This is a genomic window from Thermocrinis albus DSM 14484, assembly GCF_000025605.1.
Classification (GTDB): domain Bacteria; phylum Aquificota; class Aquificia; order Aquificales; family Aquificaceae; genus Thermocrinis; species Thermocrinis albus.
The window spans coordinates 123065-144118 of record NC_013894.1 but is presented as its reverse complement, the minus strand read 5'-3'; the positions used below and the strand labels follow the sequence as shown (position 1 = coordinate 144118).

Annotated in this window: 25 protein-coding genes; 14 read left to right on the top strand and 11 right to left on the bottom strand. The window is 42.1% G+C overall.

Going from position 1 to position 21054, the window contains the following annotated elements; all coding sequences use genetic code 11:
- The 4 genes from THAL_RS00765 to THAL_RS00750 are packed head-to-tail and all read right to left on the bottom strand — an operon-like array spanning position 1 to position 4150.
- Positions 1–645 (bottom strand): response regulator transcription factor, encoded by a 645-nt coding sequence (locus THAL_RS00765; protein ID WP_012991198.1) that lies wholly within the window; start codon positions 643–645, stop codon positions 1–3.
- A complete protein-coding gene (gene radA, locus THAL_RS00760) occupies positions 620–1984 on the bottom strand; it encodes a DNA repair protein RadA (protein ID WP_012991197.1) in 1365 nt (454 codons plus the stop codon). Before radA ends, THAL_RS00765 begins: the two co-directional genes overlap by 26 nt.
- Positions 1981–3021 carry a glycosyltransferase family 9 protein gene (locus THAL_RS00755; protein WP_012991196.1) on the bottom strand — a complete coding sequence of 347 codons (1041 nt, stop codon included), beginning with the start codon at positions 3019–3021 and terminating at the stop codon, positions 1981–1983. The genes radA and THAL_RS00755 overlap by 4 nt, the downstream gene beginning before the upstream one ends.
- On the bottom strand, positions 3005–4150 hold the full coding sequence (locus THAL_RS00750; RefSeq protein ID WP_012991195.1) for a hypothetical protein: 1146 nt from the start codon (positions 4148–4150) through the stop codon (positions 3005–3007). The genes THAL_RS00755 and THAL_RS00750 overlap by 17 nt, the downstream gene beginning before the upstream one ends.
- Positions 4151–4162: 12 nt before the next feature.
- On the opposite strand from THAL_RS00750, the gene rsmH reads away from it, so the two are divergent.
- Positions 4163–5032: a 16S rRNA (cytosine(1402)-N(4))-methyltransferase RsmH gene (gene rsmH, locus THAL_RS00745; RefSeq protein WP_425598184.1), complete on the top strand. Its 870-nt coding sequence runs from the start codon at positions 4163–4165 to the stop codon at positions 5030–5032.
- The gene (locus tag THAL_RS00740; protein ID WP_012991193.1) at positions 5029–5268 is read left to right on the top strand and encodes a hypothetical protein; all 240 of its coding nucleotides are present in this window, start codon (positions 5029–5031) and stop codon (positions 5266–5268) included. Before rsmH ends, THAL_RS00740 begins: the two co-directional genes overlap by 4 nt.
- Here the strand turns inward: THAL_RS00740 and tyrS are convergent.
- The 4 genes from tyrS to THAL_RS00720 are packed head-to-tail and all read right to left on the bottom strand — an operon-like array spanning position 5261 to position 8010.
- On the bottom strand, positions 5261–6445 hold the full coding sequence (gene tyrS / locus THAL_RS00735) for a tyrosine--tRNA ligase (protein ID WP_012991192.1): 1185 nt from the start codon (positions 6443–6445) through the stop codon (positions 5261–5263). The genes THAL_RS00740 and tyrS overlap by 8 nt on opposite strands.
- Positions 6446–6464: 19 nt before the next feature.
- Positions 6465–7430: an endolytic transglycosylase MltG gene (gene mltG, locus THAL_RS00730; protein ID WP_012991191.1), complete on the bottom strand. Its 966-nt coding sequence runs from the start codon at positions 7428–7430 to the stop codon at positions 6465–6467.
- A complete protein-coding gene (gene ruvX, locus THAL_RS00725) occupies positions 7427–7828 on the bottom strand; it encodes a Holliday junction resolvase RuvX (RefSeq protein WP_012991190.1) in 402 nt (133 codons plus the stop codon). The genes mltG and ruvX overlap by 4 nt, the downstream gene beginning before the upstream one ends.
- The gene (locus THAL_RS00720; protein ID WP_012991189.1) at positions 7825–8010 is read right to left on the bottom strand and encodes a YgaP family membrane protein; all 186 of its coding nucleotides are present in this window, start codon (positions 8008–8010) and stop codon (positions 7825–7827) included. Before THAL_RS00720 ends, ruvX begins: the two co-directional genes overlap by 4 nt.
- A gap of 85 nt (positions 8011–8095) precedes the next feature.
- Here THAL_RS00720 and THAL_RS00715 point away from each other — a divergent pair, with 85 nt between their 5' ends.
- Both THAL_RS00715 and THAL_RS00710 read left to right on the top strand, forming a co-directional pair.
- A complete protein-coding gene (locus tag THAL_RS00715) occupies positions 8096–8854 on the top strand; it encodes an SAM hydrolase/SAM-dependent halogenase family protein (RefSeq protein ID WP_012991188.1) in 759 nt (252 codons plus the stop codon).
- A 29-nt stretch (positions 8855–8883) separates the two neighbouring features.
- On the top strand, positions 8884–9147 hold the full coding sequence (locus THAL_RS00710; protein ID WP_012991187.1) for a flagellar biosynthesis anti-sigma factor FlgM: 264 nt from the start codon (positions 8884–8886) through the stop codon (positions 9145–9147).
- On the opposite strand, the gene THAL_RS00705 is transcribed toward THAL_RS00710, so the two are convergent.
- From THAL_RS00705 to THAL_RS00695, 3 genes are read right to left on the bottom strand one after another with little or no spacing between them, the layout of a single operon-like run.
- Complete coding sequence (locus THAL_RS00705; RefSeq protein ID WP_012991186.1) at positions 9134–9877, bottom strand: ABC transporter ATP-binding protein; 744 nt, start codon at positions 9875–9877, stop codon at positions 9134–9136. The two genes, THAL_RS00710 and THAL_RS00705, sit on opposite strands and share 14 nt — an antisense overlap.
- Positions 9871–10362: an HIT family protein gene (locus tag THAL_RS00700; protein ID WP_012991185.1), complete on the bottom strand. Its 492-nt coding sequence runs from the start codon at positions 10360–10362 to the stop codon at positions 9871–9873. Before THAL_RS00700 ends, THAL_RS00705 begins: the two co-directional genes overlap by 7 nt.
- Positions 10359–10688: a thioredoxin family protein gene (locus tag THAL_RS00695; protein ID WP_012991184.1), complete on the bottom strand. Its 330-nt coding sequence runs from the start codon at positions 10686–10688 to the stop codon at positions 10359–10361. The genes THAL_RS00700 and THAL_RS00695 overlap by 4 nt, the downstream gene beginning before the upstream one ends.
- Positions 10689–10720: 32 nt before the next feature.
- On the opposite strand from THAL_RS00695, the gene THAL_RS00690 reads away from it, so the two are divergent.
- The 10 genes from THAL_RS00690 (at position 10721) to THAL_RS00645 (ending at position 21050) form a co-directional block, all read left to right on the top strand.
- Positions 10721–12007, top strand: coding sequence for a flippase (locus THAL_RS00690; RefSeq protein ID WP_012991183.1), 1287 nt, complete (start codon positions 10721–10723; stop codon positions 12005–12007).
- The gene (gene wzy, locus THAL_RS00685) at positions 11988–13385 is read left to right on the top strand and encodes an O-antigen polysaccharide polymerase Wzy (protein WP_012991182.1); all 1398 of its coding nucleotides are present in this window, start codon (positions 11988–11990) and stop codon (positions 13383–13385) included. The genes THAL_RS00690 and wzy overlap by 20 nt, the downstream gene beginning before the upstream one ends.
- Positions 13382–14539: a glycosyltransferase gene (locus tag THAL_RS08155; RefSeq protein ID WP_012991181.1), complete on the top strand. Its 1158-nt coding sequence runs from the start codon at positions 13382–13384 to the stop codon at positions 14537–14539. The genes wzy and THAL_RS08155 overlap by 4 nt, the downstream gene beginning before the upstream one ends.
- Entirely contained in the window at positions 14536–15522 is a 987-nt protein-coding gene (locus THAL_RS00675) for a hypothetical protein (protein ID WP_012991180.1), read from the top strand. The genes THAL_RS08155 and THAL_RS00675 overlap by 4 nt, the downstream gene beginning before the upstream one ends.
- A 73-nt stretch (positions 15523–15595) precedes the next feature.
- Positions 15596–16699 (top strand): glycosyltransferase family 4 protein, encoded by a 1104-nt coding sequence (locus THAL_RS00670; RefSeq protein ID WP_012991179.1) that lies wholly within the window; start codon positions 15596–15598, stop codon positions 16697–16699.
- Positions 16696–17805, top strand: a complete 1110-nt coding sequence (locus tag THAL_RS00665; RefSeq protein WP_012991178.1) for a glycosyltransferase — start codon at positions 16696–16698, stop codon at positions 17803–17805. The genes THAL_RS00670 and THAL_RS00665 overlap by 4 nt, the downstream gene beginning before the upstream one ends.
- A gap of 104 nt (positions 17806–17909) precedes the next feature.
- Positions 17910–18941 (top strand): GDP-mannose 4,6-dehydratase, encoded by a 1032-nt coding sequence (gmd, locus tag THAL_RS00660; RefSeq protein ID WP_012991176.1) that lies wholly within the window; start codon positions 17910–17912, stop codon positions 18939–18941.
- A 33-nt stretch (positions 18942–18974) separates the two neighbouring features.
- Positions 18975–19154, top strand: coding sequence for a hypothetical protein (locus THAL_RS00655; RefSeq protein ID WP_041434038.1), 180 nt, complete (start codon positions 18975–18977; stop codon positions 19152–19154).
- Positions 19147–19971: a Wzz/FepE/Etk N-terminal domain-containing protein gene (locus tag THAL_RS00650; protein ID WP_012991175.1), complete on the top strand. Its 825-nt coding sequence runs from the start codon at positions 19147–19149 to the stop codon at positions 19969–19971. The genes THAL_RS00655 and THAL_RS00650 overlap by 8 nt, the downstream gene beginning before the upstream one ends.
- Positions 19968–21050, top strand: coding sequence for an MraY family glycosyltransferase (locus tag THAL_RS00645; RefSeq protein WP_012991174.1), 1083 nt, complete (start codon positions 19968–19970; stop codon positions 21048–21050). The genes THAL_RS00650 and THAL_RS00645 overlap by 4 nt, the downstream gene beginning before the upstream one ends.
- Positions 21051–21054: the final 4 nt, after the last annotated feature.

The following is a 21054-nucleotide window of genomic DNA, read 5'->3' as shown; positions in this document are numbered from 1 at the left end:
TTAGGGTATACAGTAGCCTCTACCCTTTACTGTCACTATGGTGTCGGGTGGTAGTATCTTACGTAAGTTCTTTATGTGGGCCCTCACTACTTCTTCACCTACAGGTTCATCCCCCCAAACGTAGTTAAGAAGCTCCTCGCTACTTACGCATCTTCCCCTGTTCTCCACCAGGTACTTGAGGAGGAGCCACTCTTTACGGGACAGGAGGAGGACTTTAGAATCCAACCACACCTTCTCTTCTTCTAGATCCACCTTGAGCCTGCCTATCTCCACCTGTTTGGAAGGTAACTTCCTCCTCACTAAGGCTTTCAGCCTCAAGAGGAGTTCCTCAGGTTCAAAGGGTTTGGTAAGGTAATCATCGGCTCCCAGATTAAAACACACCTTTTTGTCCTCCAGTCTTCCCTTGGCCGTCAACACCAGAACAGGTACCTTCTGGTCTTTCTTCCTTATCTCCTTGAGCACCTCCTCTCCCGACAGGTGAGGCATCATCAGGTCCAGGATTATCACATCGTATATGGAAACCTCCAAAAGATCCTTAACCTCTCTCGGATCCCACACCCAGTCCACTGTACACCCGTTCTCCTTGAGAAACTCCTTCACACTCTCCCCCAAAAGATGGTCATCCTCCACCAACAGCACCTTCATGGTGGTTTTCCAAAATATACTCTATAGCTTCTCTTATGTGAGAAACGGGTAAAATCTGCATACCGTCTATTTCCAGATAACATCCTTTAGGAACTATCGCGGTGTTTATACCAAACTTAGCACCTTCCTTAAGCCTCAGCTCAGGAAGATGCACACCCCGAACCTCCCCAGCCAGACCCAGTTCGCCGAAAACGAGAAGATCGGGCAGCACCTTACCTTTTACCGATGATACCACAGCCAGAGCCACAGCCAGATCACCGGCAGGTTCTTTCACCTGCATACCTCCCACCACGTTGATGAACACATCCTTATCCCTCGTGAATACCTTAGCCTCCTTCTCCAAAATAGCCAGTATGAGAGAAAGGCGGTTGGGATCAAAACCCTGCGTCCTCCTTTGGGGTGTTGTGTAAAGGGCATCTATGGTGAGAGCCTGCACCTCCAAAAGTACAGGCTTACTACCTTCCGTACTGGGAAAGATGACACTGCCAGGAGCTCTCACTTTTCCTTCCAGGAAGAAGGCCGAGGGATCGGGAACCTCCTCAAGCCCGATGGAACTCATTTTAAACACCGCCAGCTCTCCGGCAGACCCAAACCTGTTTTTCACCACCTTTATGACTCTATGGAAGCTGTATCTTTCACCCTCAAAGTAAAGGACGGTATCCACAAGGTGTTCTAACACCTTAGGACCTGCTATCATACCTTCCTTGTTGACCTGACCCACCAAGAAGAGGGGAATCTCTCTAGCTTTGCACCACTCGGCAAGGCGAAAAGAGCACTCTCGTACCTGAGAAACGGACCCTGCGGAAGACTCTAGCTCCTGAGAGTGGAGGGTCTGCACCGAGTCCACCACCACCATTTTGGGAGAAAGCTCCTCCATCACCTTCAGAACTGTTTCCAGATGAGTTTCCGAAAGCACAAGAAGTTGGTCACTCTTCACTCCTATCCTCTGTCCCCTCAAGCTGATCTGAGGCCCCGACTCTTCTCCAGATACATACAGAACTTTTCCGTAAAGGCGTGAGAACCTGTCCGATACCTGAAGGAGGAGAGTGGACTTACCTATACCCGGCTCTCCCGCTATGAGGATTACTTGTCCGGCCACCAAACCTCCCCCCAGCGCCTCGTCCAGATTCTTAAACCCTGTGGTGAACCTATCTTTACTCTCTACCTCCCACATAGATATTGGTCTGACATCCACCTGAGAAGTCCTTACTTCCGTCACGGGCTGATCTTTTTCCTCCACCATGGAGTTCCAGCTACCACAGGCAGGACACTTCCCCATCCATCTTACCGATGTGTAACCGCACTCCTGACACACAAAGAAGGTTTTGTTTTTTCTCATAGCTCTTTTTGGGAGAATTTAAGAAGTTCCATAGCCTTTTCAAGAAGCTGAGGAATGTCCTCCTCTCTCTGTAAAACACCTATCCTGACCCACGGGTGATGGTGGTAAGAGGAGGGAAAGGGTTTTACAAAGATGGCGAGAGTAGGAACCCGTAGAGCCACACTCATGTGGTAGGGTCCACTGTCGGTGGACACAAAAAGCTGACAACTCCTTATGAGTCCCGGTAGCTCCAGTATGTCGGTTAGTCCTGCCATGTCGGTGGCAGGTAAGGGATACCCTTTTAGAAACTCTTCGTTGATATCCTTCTCAAAAGAGGCTCCCGTCAGAAGGAGATGTCCCTTCATTGCTCTCTGTATCTTTTCCATGAGTTTTCTCAGCAAAGGTATAGGAGGTCTCTTCCATAGAGCGTCAGGTGTTCCACAGCCTATGTTGAGGCCTATAAGAGGTGTACTTTCTTCTATGCCCAGTCTTTTCCTCAGGTTCTTTCTGAAGGCAACGGCCTCCTCTGTCTCCTCCAGCTCTATGGGTATACCCCTTCTCTCTATACCCAATGCCTTAAGGACTACGAAGAACCTATCTGTGTAATCTTCAGTTTTGAGGACCTTACGACTGGATGGTGCCCTTATCTGGTAAAAGAGACCTCTCAGAGGAAACTCATCCACCCCCACGGTGGGTATACCCCATCTTATGCGAGCGTAAAGACAAAGGACAGAGCTTTTGAGTCCATGAGGTTCGAAGTCTATTATGAGGTCAGGCTTTATCCTTTCCACCACTTGAGAAAACTCCCTCAGCATCCTCTTCCAGTCCTGCAGGTTTCTTATCCTTTTGTCTATTGTGTGAAAGGAAGACAGAAGATGGTGGTGAGATATGAGCCTTTCGGAAACATAGCCAGGATCCTTCGTCATAAAGAGAAGATGTAGGTGAGCGTCGGGATAAGCGTTTTTGAGAGCTCTCCAGCTGGCGGAAGCACGCAGAAGATCACCCACACCTGCAGAGTGACCCAAGATCATCAGGATGTTTTCAACCTTCTTCAGCACTCTTTATCACCTCCACAACCCGTAGGTAAAGGAGAAAGAGGGGAAGCATGGCGTCCCAAAAACCTGTGAAAATACTACCTATGAGATGTACCGACATCATACCCACAAGAGGTATAAGGAGAAAATCCTCCTTCTGTTTAAAGCGGAACCTGATAAGATAACGGTAATAAGACCAAAATATCCAAAGGATAGCAGCAAGGCCCAAAAGCCCCTTCTCGGTAAACTCGGAGATAAGGATGACAGATTCGTAGGTACCCCCTCCTATGGGTGATGGAGGGTTAAGGCGATAGGCGGGGTCCATGCCGTGTCCCAGAAGAAGGTTAAGGATTCTCCCCTCCTCTATATCTCTCCGTATCACCTCAATACCTGCCTTTGCCAAGTCCCACCTATAGCTGGATATAACAGAAAGAGATCTGTCATCTATGGATCTTTGGTGGGTTATAACCTCGTACAGAGCTCTGAAGCGAGGGTCCTTCTCCACCAAAAAAAGAAAAGCCACGGTGGACCCCACCAAAAGTATCCCTACTGTTGCCACCACCACCCTCTTACCTACTCTATCCCTCATAAGAAACAGAAGAAGGAGTAGGGTAAAGAGGAGACCCAGGAGGGTAGATCTTCTGGCACTAAAAAAAACAACTCCCAAGAAGAATACAAAAGCTAAAAAGTAAAACCAGCTCCTCTTGTAGAGGAAAAGGCCCAAAGAAGATAAGGAAAAGAGGGAGTAAAGTATGGCCACTTCAAAGACACCTCCCCACAGAGGAGCCGGCGTTCCCGTCTTGAGAAACTTGTAAAGTACTACAGGAAAAAGTAAGAACCCTGCCAGTGTCAGAAAGTTACAAAAATAGCTGAGCTTTTCCCTTCCAAGGTGCCACCTTTCTCCCAAAGGGTAAACCAGTAAGAAGACGCTTCTCTCCACCGCTTTACCTATGTACTCCTTAGGAGCAAAGAGAAGGTTAGACAACAAAACAGTCACAGCGTACATTAATAAAGGCTTCATCATAACGCCACCAAAACTGAGCTTACCCTTTAGGAAGAGGATTCCCGTGTAGATGAGAAGAAGGATGAGGAAAGCTTCCCAAACACTTATAGATAGGATCACCAACAGTGTAGCTAAGAGAAGAGGACTCATTTATTATGTATGATAATGCATCACTTTCCTGTTTTGTTGGAGACAGCTACGGATCTACTTTTAGGAAATGGAGGCAAACTTTACGTGGACTGCACGGTAGGTGCAGGAGGTCACACAAGAAGGATCTTGGAGAAAAACCCTCAGGCTTACGTGATAGGTATAGACAGGGATCCTCAGGCTCTGAAGTTGGCGGAGGAAAACCTGAGGGAGTTCGAAGGAAGGTTTAGTCTGTACCACGCCAATTTTGTGCACTTAGACGAGGTGTTACTTCAGGAAGGTGTAGAGCAGGTGGACGGTTTTCTCTTTGATCTTGGCATGTCCATGATGCAGCTGAAAAGCGCAAGAGGTTTTTCCTTCCAGAGGGACGAGTTTCTGGACATGAGAATGGATCCATCAGATCCTATTACCGCTTACCACGTGGTTAACAGATACTCCCAGAGAGATCTGGAGCGTATACTGAGGGAGTACGGAGAAGAACCCTACGCCTCCAGAATAGCGAGAGCCATAGTCCTCAGAAGAAAGGAAAAACCTATAGAGACAACGGGTGAGCTGGTGCAGATAGTTCTGTCTGTGGTACCTTACAGAAGGGGAAGGATACATCCGGCCACCCGTGTCTTTCAGGCCATAAGGATAGAGGTAAACGGTGAGCTGAGAAACCTCAAAGAAGCTCTCCCAAAGACCCTAAAGTTTCTCAGAAAGGGAGGAAGACTGGTGGTGATATCCTTCCACTCTCTGGAGGACAGAATAGTGAAGAACTTTTTCAAAGAACACTCCCACGAGATAAAGCCTCTCACCAAAAAACCCATAACACCCTCCCGGGAGGAGATAGAGAAAAACCCTCCCAGCAGAAGCGCCAAACTGAGAGCAGGGGAGAAGGTATGAGATGCCTTTTTCTAATAGTGATCCTTATTATTTCAAATCTGGCTTACTCCATATACGCCCTGCAGGTATCCAAGCGCTACACCGAAACCCTCAGACAGTACAAAGCTGAGTTGGAAAAGAACCTTACCCTGAGAACCGACATAAACAGAATAATCAGTTACCAAAAGGCCAAGAAGGAGGCCAGAGACGAAGGTTTTAAGCCGGTAAACTGGGAGAGGGTCAAGCTGGTCAGATAGGTTTTATGCGAAAGAACCTTTTCTTACCCACCTGGAGTCTGAGTTCCTCTGTCACCTCTATCTCTTCGTTGGGATCCTCTATTCTTCTACCGTTTATCCTAAGACCACCCCCTTCTATGACTCTGCGTGCCGAGTTCTTAGAGTTCTCTATACCTAAGCTGTAAAGCAGTTCAAAGGCCTTTTGTCTGTATCCCATGGGCAGTTCCAAAACAGGTGCGTCCTCAGGAAACTCCTTACGGGAAAAGGTTCTCTCAAAGTTACTCAGAGCCTTGTCTGCTGCCTCCTTACCGTGGAAACGCTCCACAATGTAATGGGCAAGGCGCTTCTTGGCATCTGCAGGATGCCACTTCTCCTTCATGTTTTTTATCTCCTCCTCCTCTATATCGGTGAGGAGGGTGTAATACTCCCACATAAGTTGATCCGATATGGACATAATCTTACCGAACATGGAATCAGGATCTTCCTGAAGACCTACGTAGTTACGGTAAGATTTAGACATCTTCCTAACACCGTCCAATCCCACCAACAGGGGTAAGGTGATACAAACCTGAGGTTCCTGTCCGTAAGCCCTCTGAAGATCTCTTCCCACCAGTAAGTTAAACTTTTGATCCGTCCCACCCAGTTCCACATCGGCTTTGAGAGCCACCGAGTCATAACCCTGCAGTAGTGGATATATAAACTCGTGGATGTAGATGGGTATGCCTTCCTTGAACCTACGGGAGAAGTCATCCCTCTCCAGCATACGTGCCACCGTGTAGTGGGCGGAGAGCTTTATGATACCCTCCGTTCCGAGGGGAGTGATCCAGGAGCTGTTAAAAACCACGTTGGTTTTCTGAGGATCAAGAACCTTAAAAACTTGATGTTCGTAAGTTTTAGCGTTTTCCAGAACCTCCTCTCGGGAAAGGGGTGGTCTTACCTCGTTCCTTCCCGTGGGATCTCCTATCATGGCGGTAAAGTCTCCTATCACGAAGTAAACCTCGTGACCCAGATCTTGAAACTGCCTCAGCTTGTTAAGAAGCACCACGTGACCCAGGTGAAGGTCCGGAGCGGTGGGATCAAAACCCGCCTTGATGCGAAGAGGCCTTCCCTCTGCCAGTTTTTTCCTTAGCTCCTCCTCCTCTATGATCTCCACAGTGCCTCTCTTTATGATGCGGAGCTGCTCTTCCACCGACAGCATAGGGAGATATTTTAAAAGCTCATTGGCGGTGCATCTGTCTGTAGAGATTAACTTTCTTCAAGTGGTCCTCGTAAGTAACGCTGAAGAAGTGCCCTCCCTCTCCGTTGGCCACAAAGTAAAGATAATCCACCTTGGCAGGTCTAAGAGCAGCTTCCAGAGAGTCAAGACCCGGATTGCATATGGGTGTAGGTGGAAGACCAGGATAGAGGTAGGTGTTGTAAGGGTCATCTATCTTAAGATCCTTCAGCGTCAGTTTTCCATCCCACATGTTCTTTCTTTTGAGGGCGTAGATCACCGTAGGATCTATCTGTAACTTCATCCCTCTTTTAATGCGGTTGTAGATGACAGCGGCCACTAAGGGCTTTTCTTCCTTCACGGCTGTTTCTTTTTCTATCATAGAGGCCACAGTCACCCATTCTTCCAAACTCATTCCTTTCTGGAGGAGTTCTTCCCTCAGAGGTTTTGTCCTTCTCAGAAAGTTGTGGTACATGGTGTCTATGATGGTGAGGGGATGAGTGTTACGGGAGAAAAAGTAAGTGTCCGGAAAGAGGAATCCCTCCATACCGTACACCCTAAGACCGTACTTTTTGGCCACCTGAGGAGAGGTGGCCCACTTTAAAAAGTCCTCTCCCTTTGTTATGCCGTTATTTTCCAGAATACGAGCTATGTCGTATATGTCCGAACCTTCAGGTATGGTTATCTTGTAAGTTTTCTTAAGACCGTATCTTATCTTCCTGTAAACGTCCCACGGCCACGTCCAACCTTTAAACTCGTACTCTCCCGCCTCCAGCTTTCCTTTCACCACCACGTGTAGGAGGAGAAAGGAGAGGGGAGTCCTCAGAAGGCCTTGCTCATATAGATACATGGCCATTTGGGGAGTGGACATTCCGTAAGGGATATCCACCGTCTTGTCGGCCTTCACAGGAAGGAAGCCGTAGAAAAGAAACAGCAGGAACAGTATAAGAACAGAGAGGAGGAATCTCATAAGCTATCAAGATACTCCTGAAGTATAATAAGAGCGGATACAGAGTCCTTGAGTTCTTTTACCTTCTTCCTACTTTTCCCCTCCAGAAGCTGCACAGCCTCGTAGGTGGTGTAACGCTCATCCCACAGTTCCACACCTACGTGCTCAGGCAAAAGAGCGGATAGCTCTTCCACAAAGCTCCTCACCTGAGAAGCCCTCTGACCCTCCCTACCAGAGGGAGTGAGAGGGAGCCCAACCACCACCAGCCTTACATCGTACTCTTTTACAAGCTCAGCTATCCTCTCCAGAACCTTCCCTCTGTTGGGAATGGGTTTTAAGGGCGTAGCCAGTTTAAGATTAGTATCACCAAGGGCTAAACCTAAGGATTTGGTTCCCCAGTCTATACAGAGAACCCTCAACCCGTCCTAAATCCCACCACCCTGTAGAGAGGACAGAAGCCTATTATGGAGGTGGCTATGAAGACTATACCTATTATACCCAGTATCCACCAAGCACCACCCTTGCTAAGAGCAAGCCAGATAAACAGTATGCCCAGCACAACCCTCACCAGCCTATCCCATGTGGCCATATTCTTCTCCATAACTTACCTCCTGTTTTGTGGGTTAAGTAAAAATTTATACCCTACCCTTTCCGGAGCAAGTTATAATTAGAAAAAACTAAAGATTATGGCGGATAGCCCGGTAATAGCTCTCCTCACCGACTTTGGAGACAAAGATGGTTTCGTGGGTGCCATGAAGGGCGTCATTCTGTCCATAAACCCAAAGGCTCGCATAGTGGACATCACTCACAGCGTGACTCCTTTCTGTATACAGGAAGGAGCCCTTCTACTTATGGCCCACTACTCCTACTTTCCACCTGGCACCATCTTCGTGGGTGTTGTGGATCCTGGGGTAGGATCTCAAAGACCTGCCATAGCCATGCGTTGTCAGGATTATTACTTTGTAGGTCCCATGAACGGCCTGTTTGATCTTGTAGTCAGAAAACTGGGAACGCCTCAGTGTCATCTGATAGAGAACTTCACCCTTCCGCGCAAAAACCAGACCTTTCACGGAAGAGACATCTTTGCCCCCGTGGCAGCTCACCTCAGCAAAGGTGTGCCGTTAAAGGACGTAGGAAAAGAGATACCCTACAGGACACACCTGGTTTGGGAAGAACCTACCCTTTCAGGAAACACGCTGGTGGGAAAAATCCTTTACTTTGACAGATTCGGAAACGCCATCACCAACGTGGAGTGTGGACCCTACCGCGAGGCTATCTTTCGTGGAGAGAGGATTAAGGTGGTTACCCATTTTATGGAGGGAGAGCCTGGTAAACTGGGTAGCCTGTGCGGCAGCTTTGGGCTCATGGAGATTTTTCTACCCATGGGGAACGCCCGTGAGACGTATGGTATAAGCTTAGGGGAGGAAGTGATCTTTAACCTCTAAGGAAAGTTCCGATATTATACTATATAGCCATGCTGGATAAGGTGGAGTTGGCACGTCTTACCCAATATTACCTCAGACTGGAGAAGGAAAGGGAAGCAAGGGAAAGGAAGATAGAGGACAGAGATGGAACGGTCAGGTTAGATATATCTCACGAAAGCGTGACCAATCCCGTGGAGGAGGACGAGATAAGCAAAAAGGCGGAGGAGATAAAACAGAAGCTGGACAGCGGAACCTACCAGGTGAGTTCTCACAAAGTTCTGGAAGGTCTGGAAAAATTCTTCAACTTGTACTGATAAGCTGACGAGTGTATGGATGTTGAGGAGCGTCAAAGATCCTAAAGACATCGCCCTCTTCCAGAACTTCACCCTCCTTTATGACAAGAACTCTGTCCGCACACTCGGCCACCACTCCCGGATCGTGAGTTACCAACAGAATACTTTTACCCTCATCTCTTAAACTTCTCAGAAGGTGCAGTATCCTCTTCTGTACTGTGAGATCCAGAGCGGTGGTAGGCTCATCGGCAAGAAGAAGGGGAGGATCACACACTATAGCCATAGCTATGCACACCCTCTGTTTTAGACCACCCGAAAGCTGATGGGGATAGGCCCTGTAGATCCTCTCCGCATCCTGAATACCCGCCCTCTTAAGAGCCTGAACAGCCCTATCTCTGGCTCCCTTTTTGCCAAAATGAACCGTGTAGGCTTCCTCCACCTGACTTCCCACCCTAAAGAGAGGATCCAGATACAGGGAAGGCTCCTGAAAAACCATACCTATCTCCCTTCCCCTTATCTTTCTGTACTCTCCCTCACTCAGACCTATGAGCTCCTTACCCCTCCACCTTATACTTCCCCTGAGGACAGCCCCCTTAGGTAGGAGTCCCATAATAGACATGAGGATAGAACTTTTGCCAGAACCCGATTCCCCCATGATGCACAGTATCTCACCCTCCTTGACGGAGAAGCTTACACCCTTCAGTATGTGTCGTTGTCCGTAGTAAAGGTGAAGATCATGAACTTCTAACATTTATCCCACACAGGTTTTAGCCTGTCGTATAGATCCCAGAGATCTTGGGATATCACCTTGGTGTTAGCGGTCACAGGCATAAAGTTGGTGTCCCCGTTCCAACGAGGCACTATGTGAAGGTGAAGGTGGTCCTCAAGCCCAGCCCCCGCGCTCCTTCCCAGATTGTAGCCCAAGTTAAAACCGTGAGGCCGTAGGACCTCCTTCAGAACCCTTATGGCCTTCTGAGTCAGCGTATGTATCTCAAGAGCTGTCTCCTCGTCCAACTTCAGGAAATCTCCAATGTGATCCACAGGAGCCACCATAAGATGCCCCGCGTTGTAAGGATACTTATTAAAGATGACGAAGGCCCTTCTACCTACATGAAGTACCAAAAGTTCCCTGTGTCTCTGTTGGTCAGCTCTCGCCGCATCACACAGAAAACAACCCTCCTGCTCGTCTACCTTCTCCACGTAACCACTTCTCCAAGGTGCCCACAGGATCCTCATAGTCTTAGCAAACGCCTTATAGACCTCTCTACCTCTTCCTCGGAGGGGAAGTAGTCATGCCTGTCCAGCTCCATAGTGTCTCTGAAGTAAAGCACGGTAGGAAAGACAAATATTCCCAGATCCTGGTAACTGGTGGTTTTGGAAGTATCCATGTAGAAGAAGTTCACCTTGTCACCGTAGAGTCTCTGTAGTCGGGAAAACAGAGAAAACCACCTTTCGTTCTCAGGATCTTCCGGCTTTATAAATATCACCACCGCAGGCTTATCTCCCGAAATGGCTCTGTCGTATATATCTTTATCGGTGAGTTCTTCAAAACCTTCCCACATAGTGGTTAAAATTATAAAGGGTAAAGGGAGTTGTGAAAGGGTTTAAGGTTCCTCTTTTGGAAAAGGAAAAGAGAGTTCTTTTAGAGAACTTTTTATCCCTTTCTGTGCTACAGGCTGTAAATTACTTAGCACCTTTAATAACCCTTCCCTATCTGGTGAGGGTATTGGGACCTGATAAATTTGGACTTATCGCCTTTTCTCAGGCTTTTATTGGATACTTCATGGTTTTAACGGATTACGGATTTAACCTTTCAGCCACGCGGGAGATATCAATAAATCGTGACAATAAAGAAAAAGTTTCCGAAATATTCAACTCCGTTATGATTATAAAGCTTGGATTGTTGGTTTTAGCTCTTTTGTTAATGACGGTTATTGTTTTTTCTTTTGAAAAGTTTAGAAAAGACTGGATAGTTTATTATCTTACCTTTGGGATGGTGGTTGGTCAGGTTTTGTTTCCTACATGGTTTTTTCAGGGGATGGAAAGGATGAAGTATATAACCTTTTTAAACATCCTTGCTAAGCTGATATTTACGGGAGCTATTTTTGTTTTTGTTAGAGAACAAGCTCACTATATCTATGTCCCGCTTATTAACTCCCTTGGGTTTATAATATCAGGTATTCTGGCTTTATGGATTGTGTTTAAAGATTTTGGAGTTAAGATTATGCTTCCGTCTTGGGAGGCTGTGAAGAGGGAGCTGAGAGATGGCTTCCCGTTGTTTTTATCCACAGCTTCTATACCCCTTTTTAATGATACCAACATATTTATATTAGGATTATTTGCAGATAATACTACAGTTGCTATTTATACTTTAGCTGCGAGAATAATTGGTGCTCTAATCGCAACACAAGTGCCAATTGTTAATTCTATATTTCCATGGATGTCCCGCGAACTAGAATTAAACCCTTCAAATGCTCTAAAAAAATTGAGAAAAATAAGAAATGCTGGGGTAATTGTTTATCTTATAGCCTTGTCTACTATTGGGATATTATCTAACTGGCTTATCCCTTTTATCTTTGGTGAGGAGTTCAAGCCATCAATTTTCCCTCTACTTATTATGCTATATGTTCCGTTAATATGCTATATTGCAAATATTTATGGTAATCAAATCCTTATAAACTTAAAAAAGTCGGAATTGTTTTCAATTTCCTTAATCTTAACAGGAATTTTAAATATAATAATAATCATTCCTTTAGTTCTACTTTTTAAAGAAAACGGAGCAGCTATATCCAGATTAATAAGTGAATCATTTTTAATGCTTATGCTTTATGGATTTTCAAAAAGGGAGTTAAGAAAAATTGATGAGACGTTATCGCTATAGTGATAAAATCTTGGTTTTAAGTTTTGTTTCATTATTTATTGGGGGTAATATTTTTTTAATTAATTTCATTGATATAGCCCTATTAAAATATGTGTATGTATGTAATATAGTTTTTGCATTTCTGCTTTATCTCCTTGTTTTCGGAAAAAAATGGCATCCTGTTTTAATTTTTATGGGAACATTAACTCTGTTTCAGGGTGGTTTGATTATAAGCTCCATATTTGATACAAGCATAGATATATCTTTTGTATTTTTAATGGAAGCAAACCTTTATTTACAGGAAGACTCTCTTAGAACTGCTATGTTAATTATTAATTTGAGCTACTGGTTTGTGCTCTTGGGTGGTCTCTGGGGAAGTATTTCTGATAACTATAAATTGAAGGACTATTACAATAACAACGGATTTTTGAAAAAGTTATTTTTAGCTATTTTCCTGATAGCACTACCATTCTACATTTACAAAATTTTCATTTATTTCTTTTATTTTCTACAGGGTGGCTATATGGCGTTTTATCAATCGACGGAATACTTAGAAAAAGCTGGGTTTATAACAAGGGCTATAAGCTATTTTGCTTACATAGGTTTGTTAGGGTATTTCCTACAAGAGCAAAATAGGAAATATATATTTACTGTTTTATTTATTTGGTTGTTTATGACACTTCCGGTTCTCTTGAGCGGTTTTAGAGGACAATTTTTCACCTTTTGGCTTACTATATTTTTGTTTTATAAAAAGAGATTTGATAAAAGATTAAAACTTAGAGAGATTTTTATTGTATTTATTATCGTGTCTGTTCTTAGTTTGATAGTTTCCTACTACAGGGAAGCAGGTACATTAGGATTTCTTTTGCCTAAAAATCCTGTTTTGGAATTTTTGAAACAACAGGGAGTTTCTTTCTTTGTAACTGCAATGGCAGTGGAATTTAGTGATGAGTTTTCTGGAAAAATCTTGAAGTATCTACTATGGGAACCTCTTGGAGCTATATACTCACAGTATTCTTCTCTTCCAGACAGGGCTTTTGCCACAGACCTCATGATAAAAATTAACTATCAGGGGTATTTGATGGGATATGGTGTAGGATCTTCTTATTTGGCGGAAGCGTATTTACTTAGTGGTATTTTAGGTACTTGTATAGTTTCCTTCTTTATAGGGTTCATATTAAGCAAACTCTGGAATATGTTTGACTCAGTTAATATTTATGGGAAAATCCTAGTCTTCGTAGCGGTTCAAGGTATCATCTATCTGCCAAGAGATCTACTCCTTATGCCTTTATCTTATGTTATAAAAGCTGGTGTTTATGTTTTGGCTTTATACATCATGATAGAATTTATAAAAGGTAGTCCTAACTTAAAATTGATTGAAAAAGGAAAGGTATCATGAAAATAGCTATTGTATCCAATAACACATTCTCTATATACGGGGGATATGAGAAAGTTACGAGCTTGGTTCTTAAAACTCTAAAAGAGAAGTATCACTGTGAAGTTTTTATAATTTCTGTACCTCACTATGTTTCTTTACTTAACAAGCCTCCTTTAGAAATCTTCACAAACTTTCCAATATACAGAGATTCTGACTACGAAAGTAGGGCTAATTACATTACTACTGTATCCATCAAAAGGTTTTTGGGTAAGGATTTATTGATGAATCTTAGATCACTTAAACAAGCATTTAGTGGTTTACCTTATTTTGATATAGCACTCGTAACAGATCCTCTACTGTTAAATAGTACTAAAGTTGCACTTATAGAGAAGGGTATGAAAGCAAAGGTAGTATACTGGGATCATGGTAGCCTGTTTGGATATCTTAGGGGAAAAATTCAAAAGGTCATTTACGAAAAAGAAATCCTAAAAGGGATCTTTTCCACAGATGCTTTCTTATGTATATCCTCTGAAATATGTGACTTTGTTAAGGGTATAAAACCTTCTGCAAACACCTATCTGGTATACAACCCTGTTATGCCCTATGAAGGTCCATTGATCAAAAGATCTGCTTATCCAAATTTTGTATATGTTGGCAGACTCACAGACTCTGATAAAAACATATCCTTTCTACTAAAAGGGTTATCAATGTTAAAAGACAGAAACTGGGAACTCATTATCATAGGTACAGGACCAGATGAGCAAAAACTGAAAAACTTAGCCAGTAAACTTGGCATATCAGAGAGAATAAGGTGGTTAGGCTTTAAAGAAGACCCCTTTAGTCATATAGAAGAAGCCACAGCCCTTGTGCTCACCTCAAGATGGGAAGGATTTCCTATGGTACTTGTGGAAGCCAATCAGAGGGGGATACCTGTTATATCTTCTGATTGCAGATCAGGACCAAAGGATATTGTTATAAACGGAGTGAACGGCTACCTTTACAGGGAAGGTGATATAAAAAACTTTCTGGAAGTCATCTCAGGAGTTATAGATGGCAGGTTGAAATTTGATACTCCAGAAAATATAGCAAAAACAACAGAAAGATTTGATGCAGATAAGGTTTTATCAAATATATACAACGCATTACAAAAAATAGTAGGAGGGAGCTTAACATGAGTAGGTTTGAGAGACCGGTCCTCTTTATAACTTTTAAAAGGTTAGACACTACTCGCAGAGTGTTGGAGGCTATTAAAAAGATCAAACCTAAAAGGCTATATATTGCATCTGACGGTGGCAGGACTGAAGAAGAACACGAAAAAGTTCTAAAGGTAAGAGAATTTATAGTAAACAGCATTGATTGGGACTGTTCAGTTAAAACAAGATTTAGAGATAGAAACTTAGGCGTTGGGTTTGGTCCAAATGATGCCATAAGTTGGTTTTTTTCTGAAGAAGAGGCGGGAATAATACTGGAAGATGATTGTCTGCCTTCCGTGAGTTTCTTTAGATTCTGTGATGAACTGCTTGATATGTATAAGGATAATAAAAGAATTGGTGTTATACAGGGATTTAATCCATTTCCTAGGAAAGATTATCCATACAGTTATTTCTTTTCTAAATATGACTTAAAATGGGGGTGGGCTACTTGGAGAGATAGGTGGCAGTATCAGGATATGTACACATCCGACTGGCCACAGGTTAAAAACACAGATTTTCTTGACAGAATCTCTCAGGGAAATAAGATGGTCAAACTTTATTGGGAAGCCATTTTTGACGAGATACACAAATACCCTCATCTTGCATGGGATACCCAGTTTACCTACCAGATGTTGAAACGAGGTATGCTGGCAGTGGTTCCAAAGAAAAATATAGTGTTGAATATTGGATACCATGCAGAAGCTACTCCTACAAAATGGGGAATACCAAAGCACATAAGAGCTTTGAGCCTTGAAGAGTTAGAATTTCCTCTGAGCCATCCTGAAGAAATTAAAGTTAATTTTGAGTATGATAGGTTGGTTGAAACAGTGCATTTTGAGATGAACATTAAAACTGTGTTTAGGCTTAAGCTTAAGCGTAAGTTAGATGAGAATAAATTATTGAGGACTACTATCTTACCTGTTCTTGTTAAAATATATAGAGGTTATAAGAGTTTAAAAACATGAATAATACCATTTACATCTCCGCAAGATTTTTAACTCAACCCATAACCGGAGTTCAAATATAAGGAGCTTTAAAATGATCCTCTATATTGACGGGCTATTCTACAAAGGTTCTGGGATAGGTAGGTATTACGAATCTCTTACAAAAGAGTTTGCAAAAAGGGGAATAAGGATTTATACATGCGTACCACAAAGATTAAAAGATGCATTTGAAAAAGACTTTCAAACTGTAGCCACCAATATAGAACCTATTTTTGTAGATTATGAAAAATTTTCTATAAAAGGATTTTTTAACCAATCAAAAATACTAAAAGCGTTAGAGAAAAAAGTAGATTTATTCTTTTACCCTCATATAAATCTACCTTTATACATACCATCAAACACAATTACAACTATTCTTGATTTGATACCTTTTACGCAGTTTTGGGATAGAAGTGCTCTTAAAAAAGAAATATTTAGAGTCTATATAAAAAGAGCTCTAAAGTACTCAAAAGGGATTATTACCATATCAAATCATGTTAAATTTGAACTTCAGAACTTTTTCAAATCTCATCAAAACAAAATTAAAGTAATTTACGCATTTATAGATGATAAATTTTATCAAAAAAGCAAAATACAAAAACCTATTGTAGAAGGTGATTATATACTGTTTGTAGGGAATCGCAAAAAACACAAAAACTTAACAAATCTTATTTTAGCTTTTAATAACATAAAACATATGATAAACTCAAAGCTTGTTATAGCAGGCTCCAAAGACAGATCTTCAGAAGATGAGGTTGATAAACTCATAAAGACACTTAACCTAAAAGAGTTTATAGTAGAAATTTTATCACCTTCTGATGACGAGCTCATAAACCTTTATCAGCATGCAAAGCTTTTTGTGTTCCCTTCTTTCTTTGAAGGGTTTGGATTACCCCCATTAGAAGCAACTGCTTTGAACTGTCCTGTAATAACTTCAAATATTCCTGTGTTAAGAGAAATTTTAACAGATGAAATAGCATGTTTTAATCCGTATGACCCTAAAGACATATCAGATAAAATATATAAAGCCATGACAGATAATGAGTTTAGACTAAAACTCCTTAATACTGCGAAAAGAAGGCTCCAGCTTTTTCAAAAAGAGAAAATAATTGAAGAATTTATAGAATATTTTCATAACATATTAAGAGGCAAAATATGAAAGTGCTACACCTTGGCAAACTATGTCCTCCAAAAGAGGGAGGAATAGAGATTTTTTCTTATGACTTACTAGAATATCTAAACAAAAAAGGAATAAGAGCAGATTTATTATGTTTTGGTGATGAAACTGCTAAAAAGGAATATAGATCTTTTGAATATTTTGAATCAAAGATGAATATAAAGCTAAACTCTGCTCCTTTATCTTTGGATTTTATTAAAACTTTCAAGCAAATAGAAAAGAATTATGATATCACTCATGTACATAGTCCAAATCCTTTAGCTGAAATCCTTAGTTTATTCGCATCAAAAAAGGTTATAATTCACTGGCACTCTGATATAGTAAGGCAGAAAATATCGTATATGTTCTATAAACCTATTCAACAACTAGTACTAAAAAAAGCGGAAAGAATAATATGTACATCACCTCAATATCTCGAATCTTCAAATCAGATAAAAGGCTTTAAAGAAAAGGCAGTTGTTATACCATTGGGATTAAACCCCGATAGATTAAAATCAGACAAAGAAGATAAAAAATGGCTTGAAATAAGAGACAAACTAAAAAATAAAAAGGTAGTTTTATCAGTAGGAAGGCTCGTGTACTATAAAGGCTTTGAATATTTAATAGAATCTGCTAAATATTTGAATGATAATACCATTGTATTGATAGTTGGAGCAGGTCCTCTCTATGAAGATCTTATAAATCTTATAAAGAAGCTTGCTTTAGAAGAGAAAGTGTACCTCATAGGTAAAGTAGAAAACATACAAACATTTATCAAAAAGTGTGATGTATTCTGTCTTCCTTCTGTTGAACGTTCTGAAGCTTTTGGACTTGTATTGGTTGAAGCTCTTTTTTATGGAAAGCCTCTTGTAACCACAGAGGTATACGGTTCTGGTATGAGTTATGTAAATAAAAATAACATCACAGGGCTTGTTGTTCCTCCAAAAAATCCTAAGGCCTTAGCAGATGCTATAAATAAAATTTTAATGGACAAAGATTTATATCAAAAATTTTCAAAAAATGCTCTTGAAAGATTCAAAGAATTTGAAATAAGTTCAGTGGGTGATAAAATTTTAGCTTTATATGAGGAGGTGTTGATATGGTCATAGCTTCTAAGTGGCTGTGTAGAAGATTCGGTCTTGTTGCCGATGAAACAAATGCAAGCTTTTTGATGGAGAAAGGAATAAGATAAAAAACCAAAGGAGGTAATCAAATGTTTAAAAAGGCATTAATAACAGGGATCAGAGGGCAGGACGGAGCTTACTTGGCAAAATTTTTACTTGAAAAGGGTTATGAGGTATGGGGAGCTGACAGAAGAAGCGGGGATTCGAGTAATTGGAGATTAAAAGAGTTAGGGATTGAAAAAGAGGTAAAGATTATTTACATGGATTTAATGGAATTAACCAACATAATGAGAGTAATAGAAAAGATTCAGCCAGATGAGGTTTACAATCTTGCTGCTCAAAGTTTTGTGAGTGCATCATTTGAACAGCCGATTTTAACAGCGGAAGTTAACGCTATAGGAGTTCTAAGAATCCTCGAAGCTATAAGGAGCTTAAAGCCTGATACAAAGTTCTATCAAGCCTCCACAAGTGAAATGTTTGGAAAAGCTCAGGAAATTCCTCAGAATGAAAAGACTCCTTTTTATCCCAGAAGCCCTTATGGAGTAGCCAAACTATTTGGACACTGGATAACTGTAAATTACAGAGAATCATTCGGAATATTTGCATGTTCAGGCATCTTATTTAATCACGAATCACCTTTAAGAGGACTTGAATTTGTAACAAGGAAAATTACTTATACTCTAGCAAGAATAAAGTATGGTTTGGCGGATAAACTTGTACTTGGAAATTTAGATGCTAAAAGAGATTGGGGATATGCACCAGAATATGTTGAAGGAATGTGGTTAATGCTCCAGCAGGAAAATGCGGATGACTATGTTCTTGCTACTGGAGAAGCTCATTCGGTAAGAGAGTTTGTGGAAAAAGCTGCGGAAATAGCAGGTTTTGATATAATATGGGAAGGGGAAGGAGTTAATACTAAAGGAAAAGACAGAAAAACAGGGAAAGTAATAGTAGAAGTTTCTCCAGAATTTTATAGACCTGCAGAAGTAGACATCCTTATAGGGAATCCAGAAAAAGCAAAGAAAAGATTAGGCTGGAGTCCGAAGACCAAATTCAGTGATTTAGTGGCAATTATGATGGAAGCAGATCTAAGAAGAGTAGCTAATGAAGCAAGGCGATGAGGAACATTAAACCGGAGGTGTAGAGATGAAGCTATGAATATTCCATACTTAAGCGGACAGGGCTCCTACAAAAACAAAAAACTTCTCGCATACCATATAGAAAGTGCCATAAAATATTTCAACAAATGGGGTTGGTTTATAGACAGGGAGAGGGACTTAATAAACAAACGCACTTTAGAAAAACTAAGGTTCAAGGAGGGTTTGTATGCCTGAAGAAAGGCCTCAAGAAGAGATAGATTTGTGGGAGCTTTTTTCTGTACTGTGGCACTGGAGGAAGGTTCTCTTAGCTTTTGTGGTGATAGGGACTCTGTTGGCGGGAGGCGTAGCCTATCTTATACCCAACACCTACCAATCGGAGGCCAGAATTCTGCCTTTGGGAGGGGAAGGTTCCAAGCTTCTGACCTACACCCTTACCAAAAGCGCTACCGGTTTTTCTGGTATGGCCAGCTTGGGTAATCTTGCTTTGCAAAATGCAAGATCCGAAATACTGGGTGCTCTCTCTGGTCAAAGTCTTTACTTGGACATAGTGGAAAAGTACCACCTCACCCAAAGGATCTCTGCTAAGACTCCCCAAGAGGCTGCGGAAAAGCTCAGGAAGATGGTAAGCTTTCAGGACGATCCTAAAACCGGTGTTATCGTAATAAGGGTTAAAGGTAGAACACCGCAGGAAGCTAAAGAGTTGGGAGAGTACGTTCTGAAGACTCTAAAGGAGAATCTGAGGAACAGTTTTGTAAACAGTTTACAGAACCAGATAAACGAATTGGACAAAATTATGGCCAGTACAAAGGACACCTACGTGCTTAACAAGTTAGAGAACATGAAGTTAAACCTTTTGGAGGAGCTTTTGGAGGCACAGATAGATCCTGACTGGAAGTTTAAGGTGGTAGATCCACCTTCTACTCCCGTTGAACCATCTTCTCCTAAGCGGTTACTGATACTGGGTGTGGGTTTTATAGGATCACTGTTTTTGGGGGTCTTTGTGGTGCTTCTGATGGAGTATGTAAAGTCTAGGAGGGGGGCTTCTCCTTGATATTTCTCCTGATAGCCTTTGGGGTGTCTTTCTTGCTGTGTTGGTGGATGGTAAGATACTGGGGTGTGAAGGATGTCACAGAGGGGGTCCAGAAGTTTCATAGTTGGGATGCTGTTAGGACGGGAGGAGTTGCCCTCTACGGTTCCATGTTGGCGGTGGGTGGGGCTTTTTGGTGGGTGGGTAAGGATTTTTGGGGTGAGTTTTTTAAGGTGCTGGTGGTTTCCCTTCCTGTGTTTCTGGGTGGTCTTGCCGAAGACATAACCAAAAGGGTCTCTCCTAGGGTTAGGCTTTCGTTGGCTTTTCTTTCTGGGTTTATGGGGGGTCTCCTTTTGGATGCTCATCTGCTGCGGGTGGATGTTCCTTTTGTGGATCCTTTGCTGGCAAAGGTGACGGTTTTTTCCCTTCTTTTTACCTCCTTTGCTCTTGCGGGCAGTTCCAACGCCTTCAACATAATAGATGGGTTTAACGGTCTTGCGGGGGGTGTAGGAATAATAGTTTTCCTCGCTTATGCTTACGTTTCTTTCCTCCTCAATGACTGGTTTTTACTTTATCTTAGCCTCGCCTTTGCTTCGGCTCTTTTGGGTTTCTTTCTGTGGAACTTTCCTATGGGTTTTGTGTTTTTGGGAGATTCGGGGGCGTACCTGAGTGGGTTTTTGGCTGGGCTTGTGGGTGTTCTTATGGTAAACAGACACAGTGAGGTATCCGCTTGGTTTCCTCTCACTCTGCTGTTTTATCCCATATGGGAAACCCTTTTTTCTATTTTGAGGAAAAAGTTTTTGAGGGGAACCTCACCTTTTGAGCCTGATCCCCTTCACTTTCATATGATGATTCACAGAAGAATAGTGAAGATGTTTTTGGGGGAGGTGGTATCGGAGCGACTGAAAAACTCCCTTACATCACCTTACCTGTGGTTTATGCAGATCTTGTGTACTGTTCCGGCAGTTCTTTTCTGGAAAAGCACTCCATTACTGGTGCTGAGTTGTGTCTTGTATGCTACTTTCTATGTGTGGCTTTACTTTCGCATAGTGTCCTTCAAGACTCCCTCTCTTCTGAAAGGGTTCCTCAAGCTTTTAAAATAAGATG

Bases quoted from the DNA above. Each gene is read 5' to 3' on its own strand.
- radA (WP_012991197.1), bottom strand. From the start codon at position 1,984: ATGAGAAAAAACAAAACCTTCTTTGTGTGTCAGGAGTGCGGTTACACA.
- THAL_RS00705 (WP_012991186.1), bottom strand. From the start codon at position 9,877: ATGTTAGAAGTTCATGATCTTCACCTTTACTACGGACAACGACACATA.
- wzy (WP_012991182.1), top strand. From the start codon at position 11,988: ATGAGACGTTATCGCTATAGTGATAAAATCTTGGTTTTAAGTTTTGTT.
- tyrS (WP_012991192.1), bottom strand. From the start codon at position 6,445: ATGCTGTCGGTGGAAGAGCAGCTCCGCATCATAAAGAGAGGCACTGTG.
- THAL_RS00675 (WP_012991180.1), top strand. From the start codon at position 14,536: ATGAGTAGGTTTGAGAGACCGGTCCTCTTTATAACTTTTAAAAGGTTA.
- THAL_RS00670 (WP_012991179.1), top strand. From the start codon at position 15,596: ATGATCCTCTATATTGACGGGCTATTCTACAAAGGTTCTGGGATAGGT.
- mltG (WP_012991191.1), bottom strand. From the start codon at position 7,430: ATGAGATTCCTCCTCTCTGTTCTTATACTGTTCCTGCTGTTTCTTTTC.
- THAL_RS00650 (WP_012991175.1), top strand. From the start codon at position 19,147: ATGCCTGAAGAAAGGCCTCAAGAAGAGATAGATTTGTGGGAGCTTTTT.
- THAL_RS00655 (WP_041434038.1), top strand. From the start codon at position 18,975: ATGAATATTCCATACTTAAGCGGACAGGGCTCCTACAAAAACAAAAAA.
- THAL_RS00710 (WP_012991187.1), top strand. From the start codon at position 8,884: ATGCTGGATAAGGTGGAGTTGGCACGTCTTACCCAATATTACCTCAGA.
- THAL_RS00740 (WP_012991193.1), top strand. From the start codon at position 5,029: ATGAGATGCCTTTTTCTAATAGTGATCCTTATTATTTCAAATCTGGCT.
- THAL_RS00765 (WP_012991198.1), bottom strand. From the start codon at position 645: ATGAAGGTGCTGTTGGTGGAGGATGACCATCTTTTGGGGGAGAGTGTG.
- THAL_RS00720 (WP_012991189.1), bottom strand. From the start codon at position 8,010: ATGGAGAAGAATATGGCCACATGGGATAGGCTGGTGAGGGTTGTGCTG.
- THAL_RS08155 (WP_012991181.1), top strand. From the start codon at position 13,382: ATGAAAATAGCTATTGTATCCAATAACACATTCTCTATATACGGGGGA.
- THAL_RS00665 (WP_012991178.1), top strand. From the start codon at position 16,696: ATGAAAGTGCTACACCTTGGCAAACTATGTCCTCCAAAAGAGGGAGGA.
- THAL_RS00695 (WP_012991184.1), bottom strand. From the start codon at position 10,688: ATGTGGGAAGGTTTTGAAGAACTCACCGATAAAGATATATACGACAGA.
- gmd (WP_012991176.1), top strand. From the start codon at position 17,910: ATGTTTAAAAAGGCATTAATAACAGGGATCAGAGGGCAGGACGGAGCT.
- THAL_RS00750 (WP_012991195.1), bottom strand. From the start codon at position 4,150: ATGAGTCCTCTTCTCTTAGCTACACTGTTGGTGATCCTATCTATAAGT.
- THAL_RS00715 (WP_012991188.1), top strand. From the start codon at position 8,096: ATGGCGGATAGCCCGGTAATAGCTCTCCTCACCGACTTTGGAGACAAA.
- THAL_RS00700 (WP_012991185.1), bottom strand. From the start codon at position 10,362: ATGAGGATCCTGTGGGCACCTTGGAGAAGTGGTTACGTGGAGAAGGTA.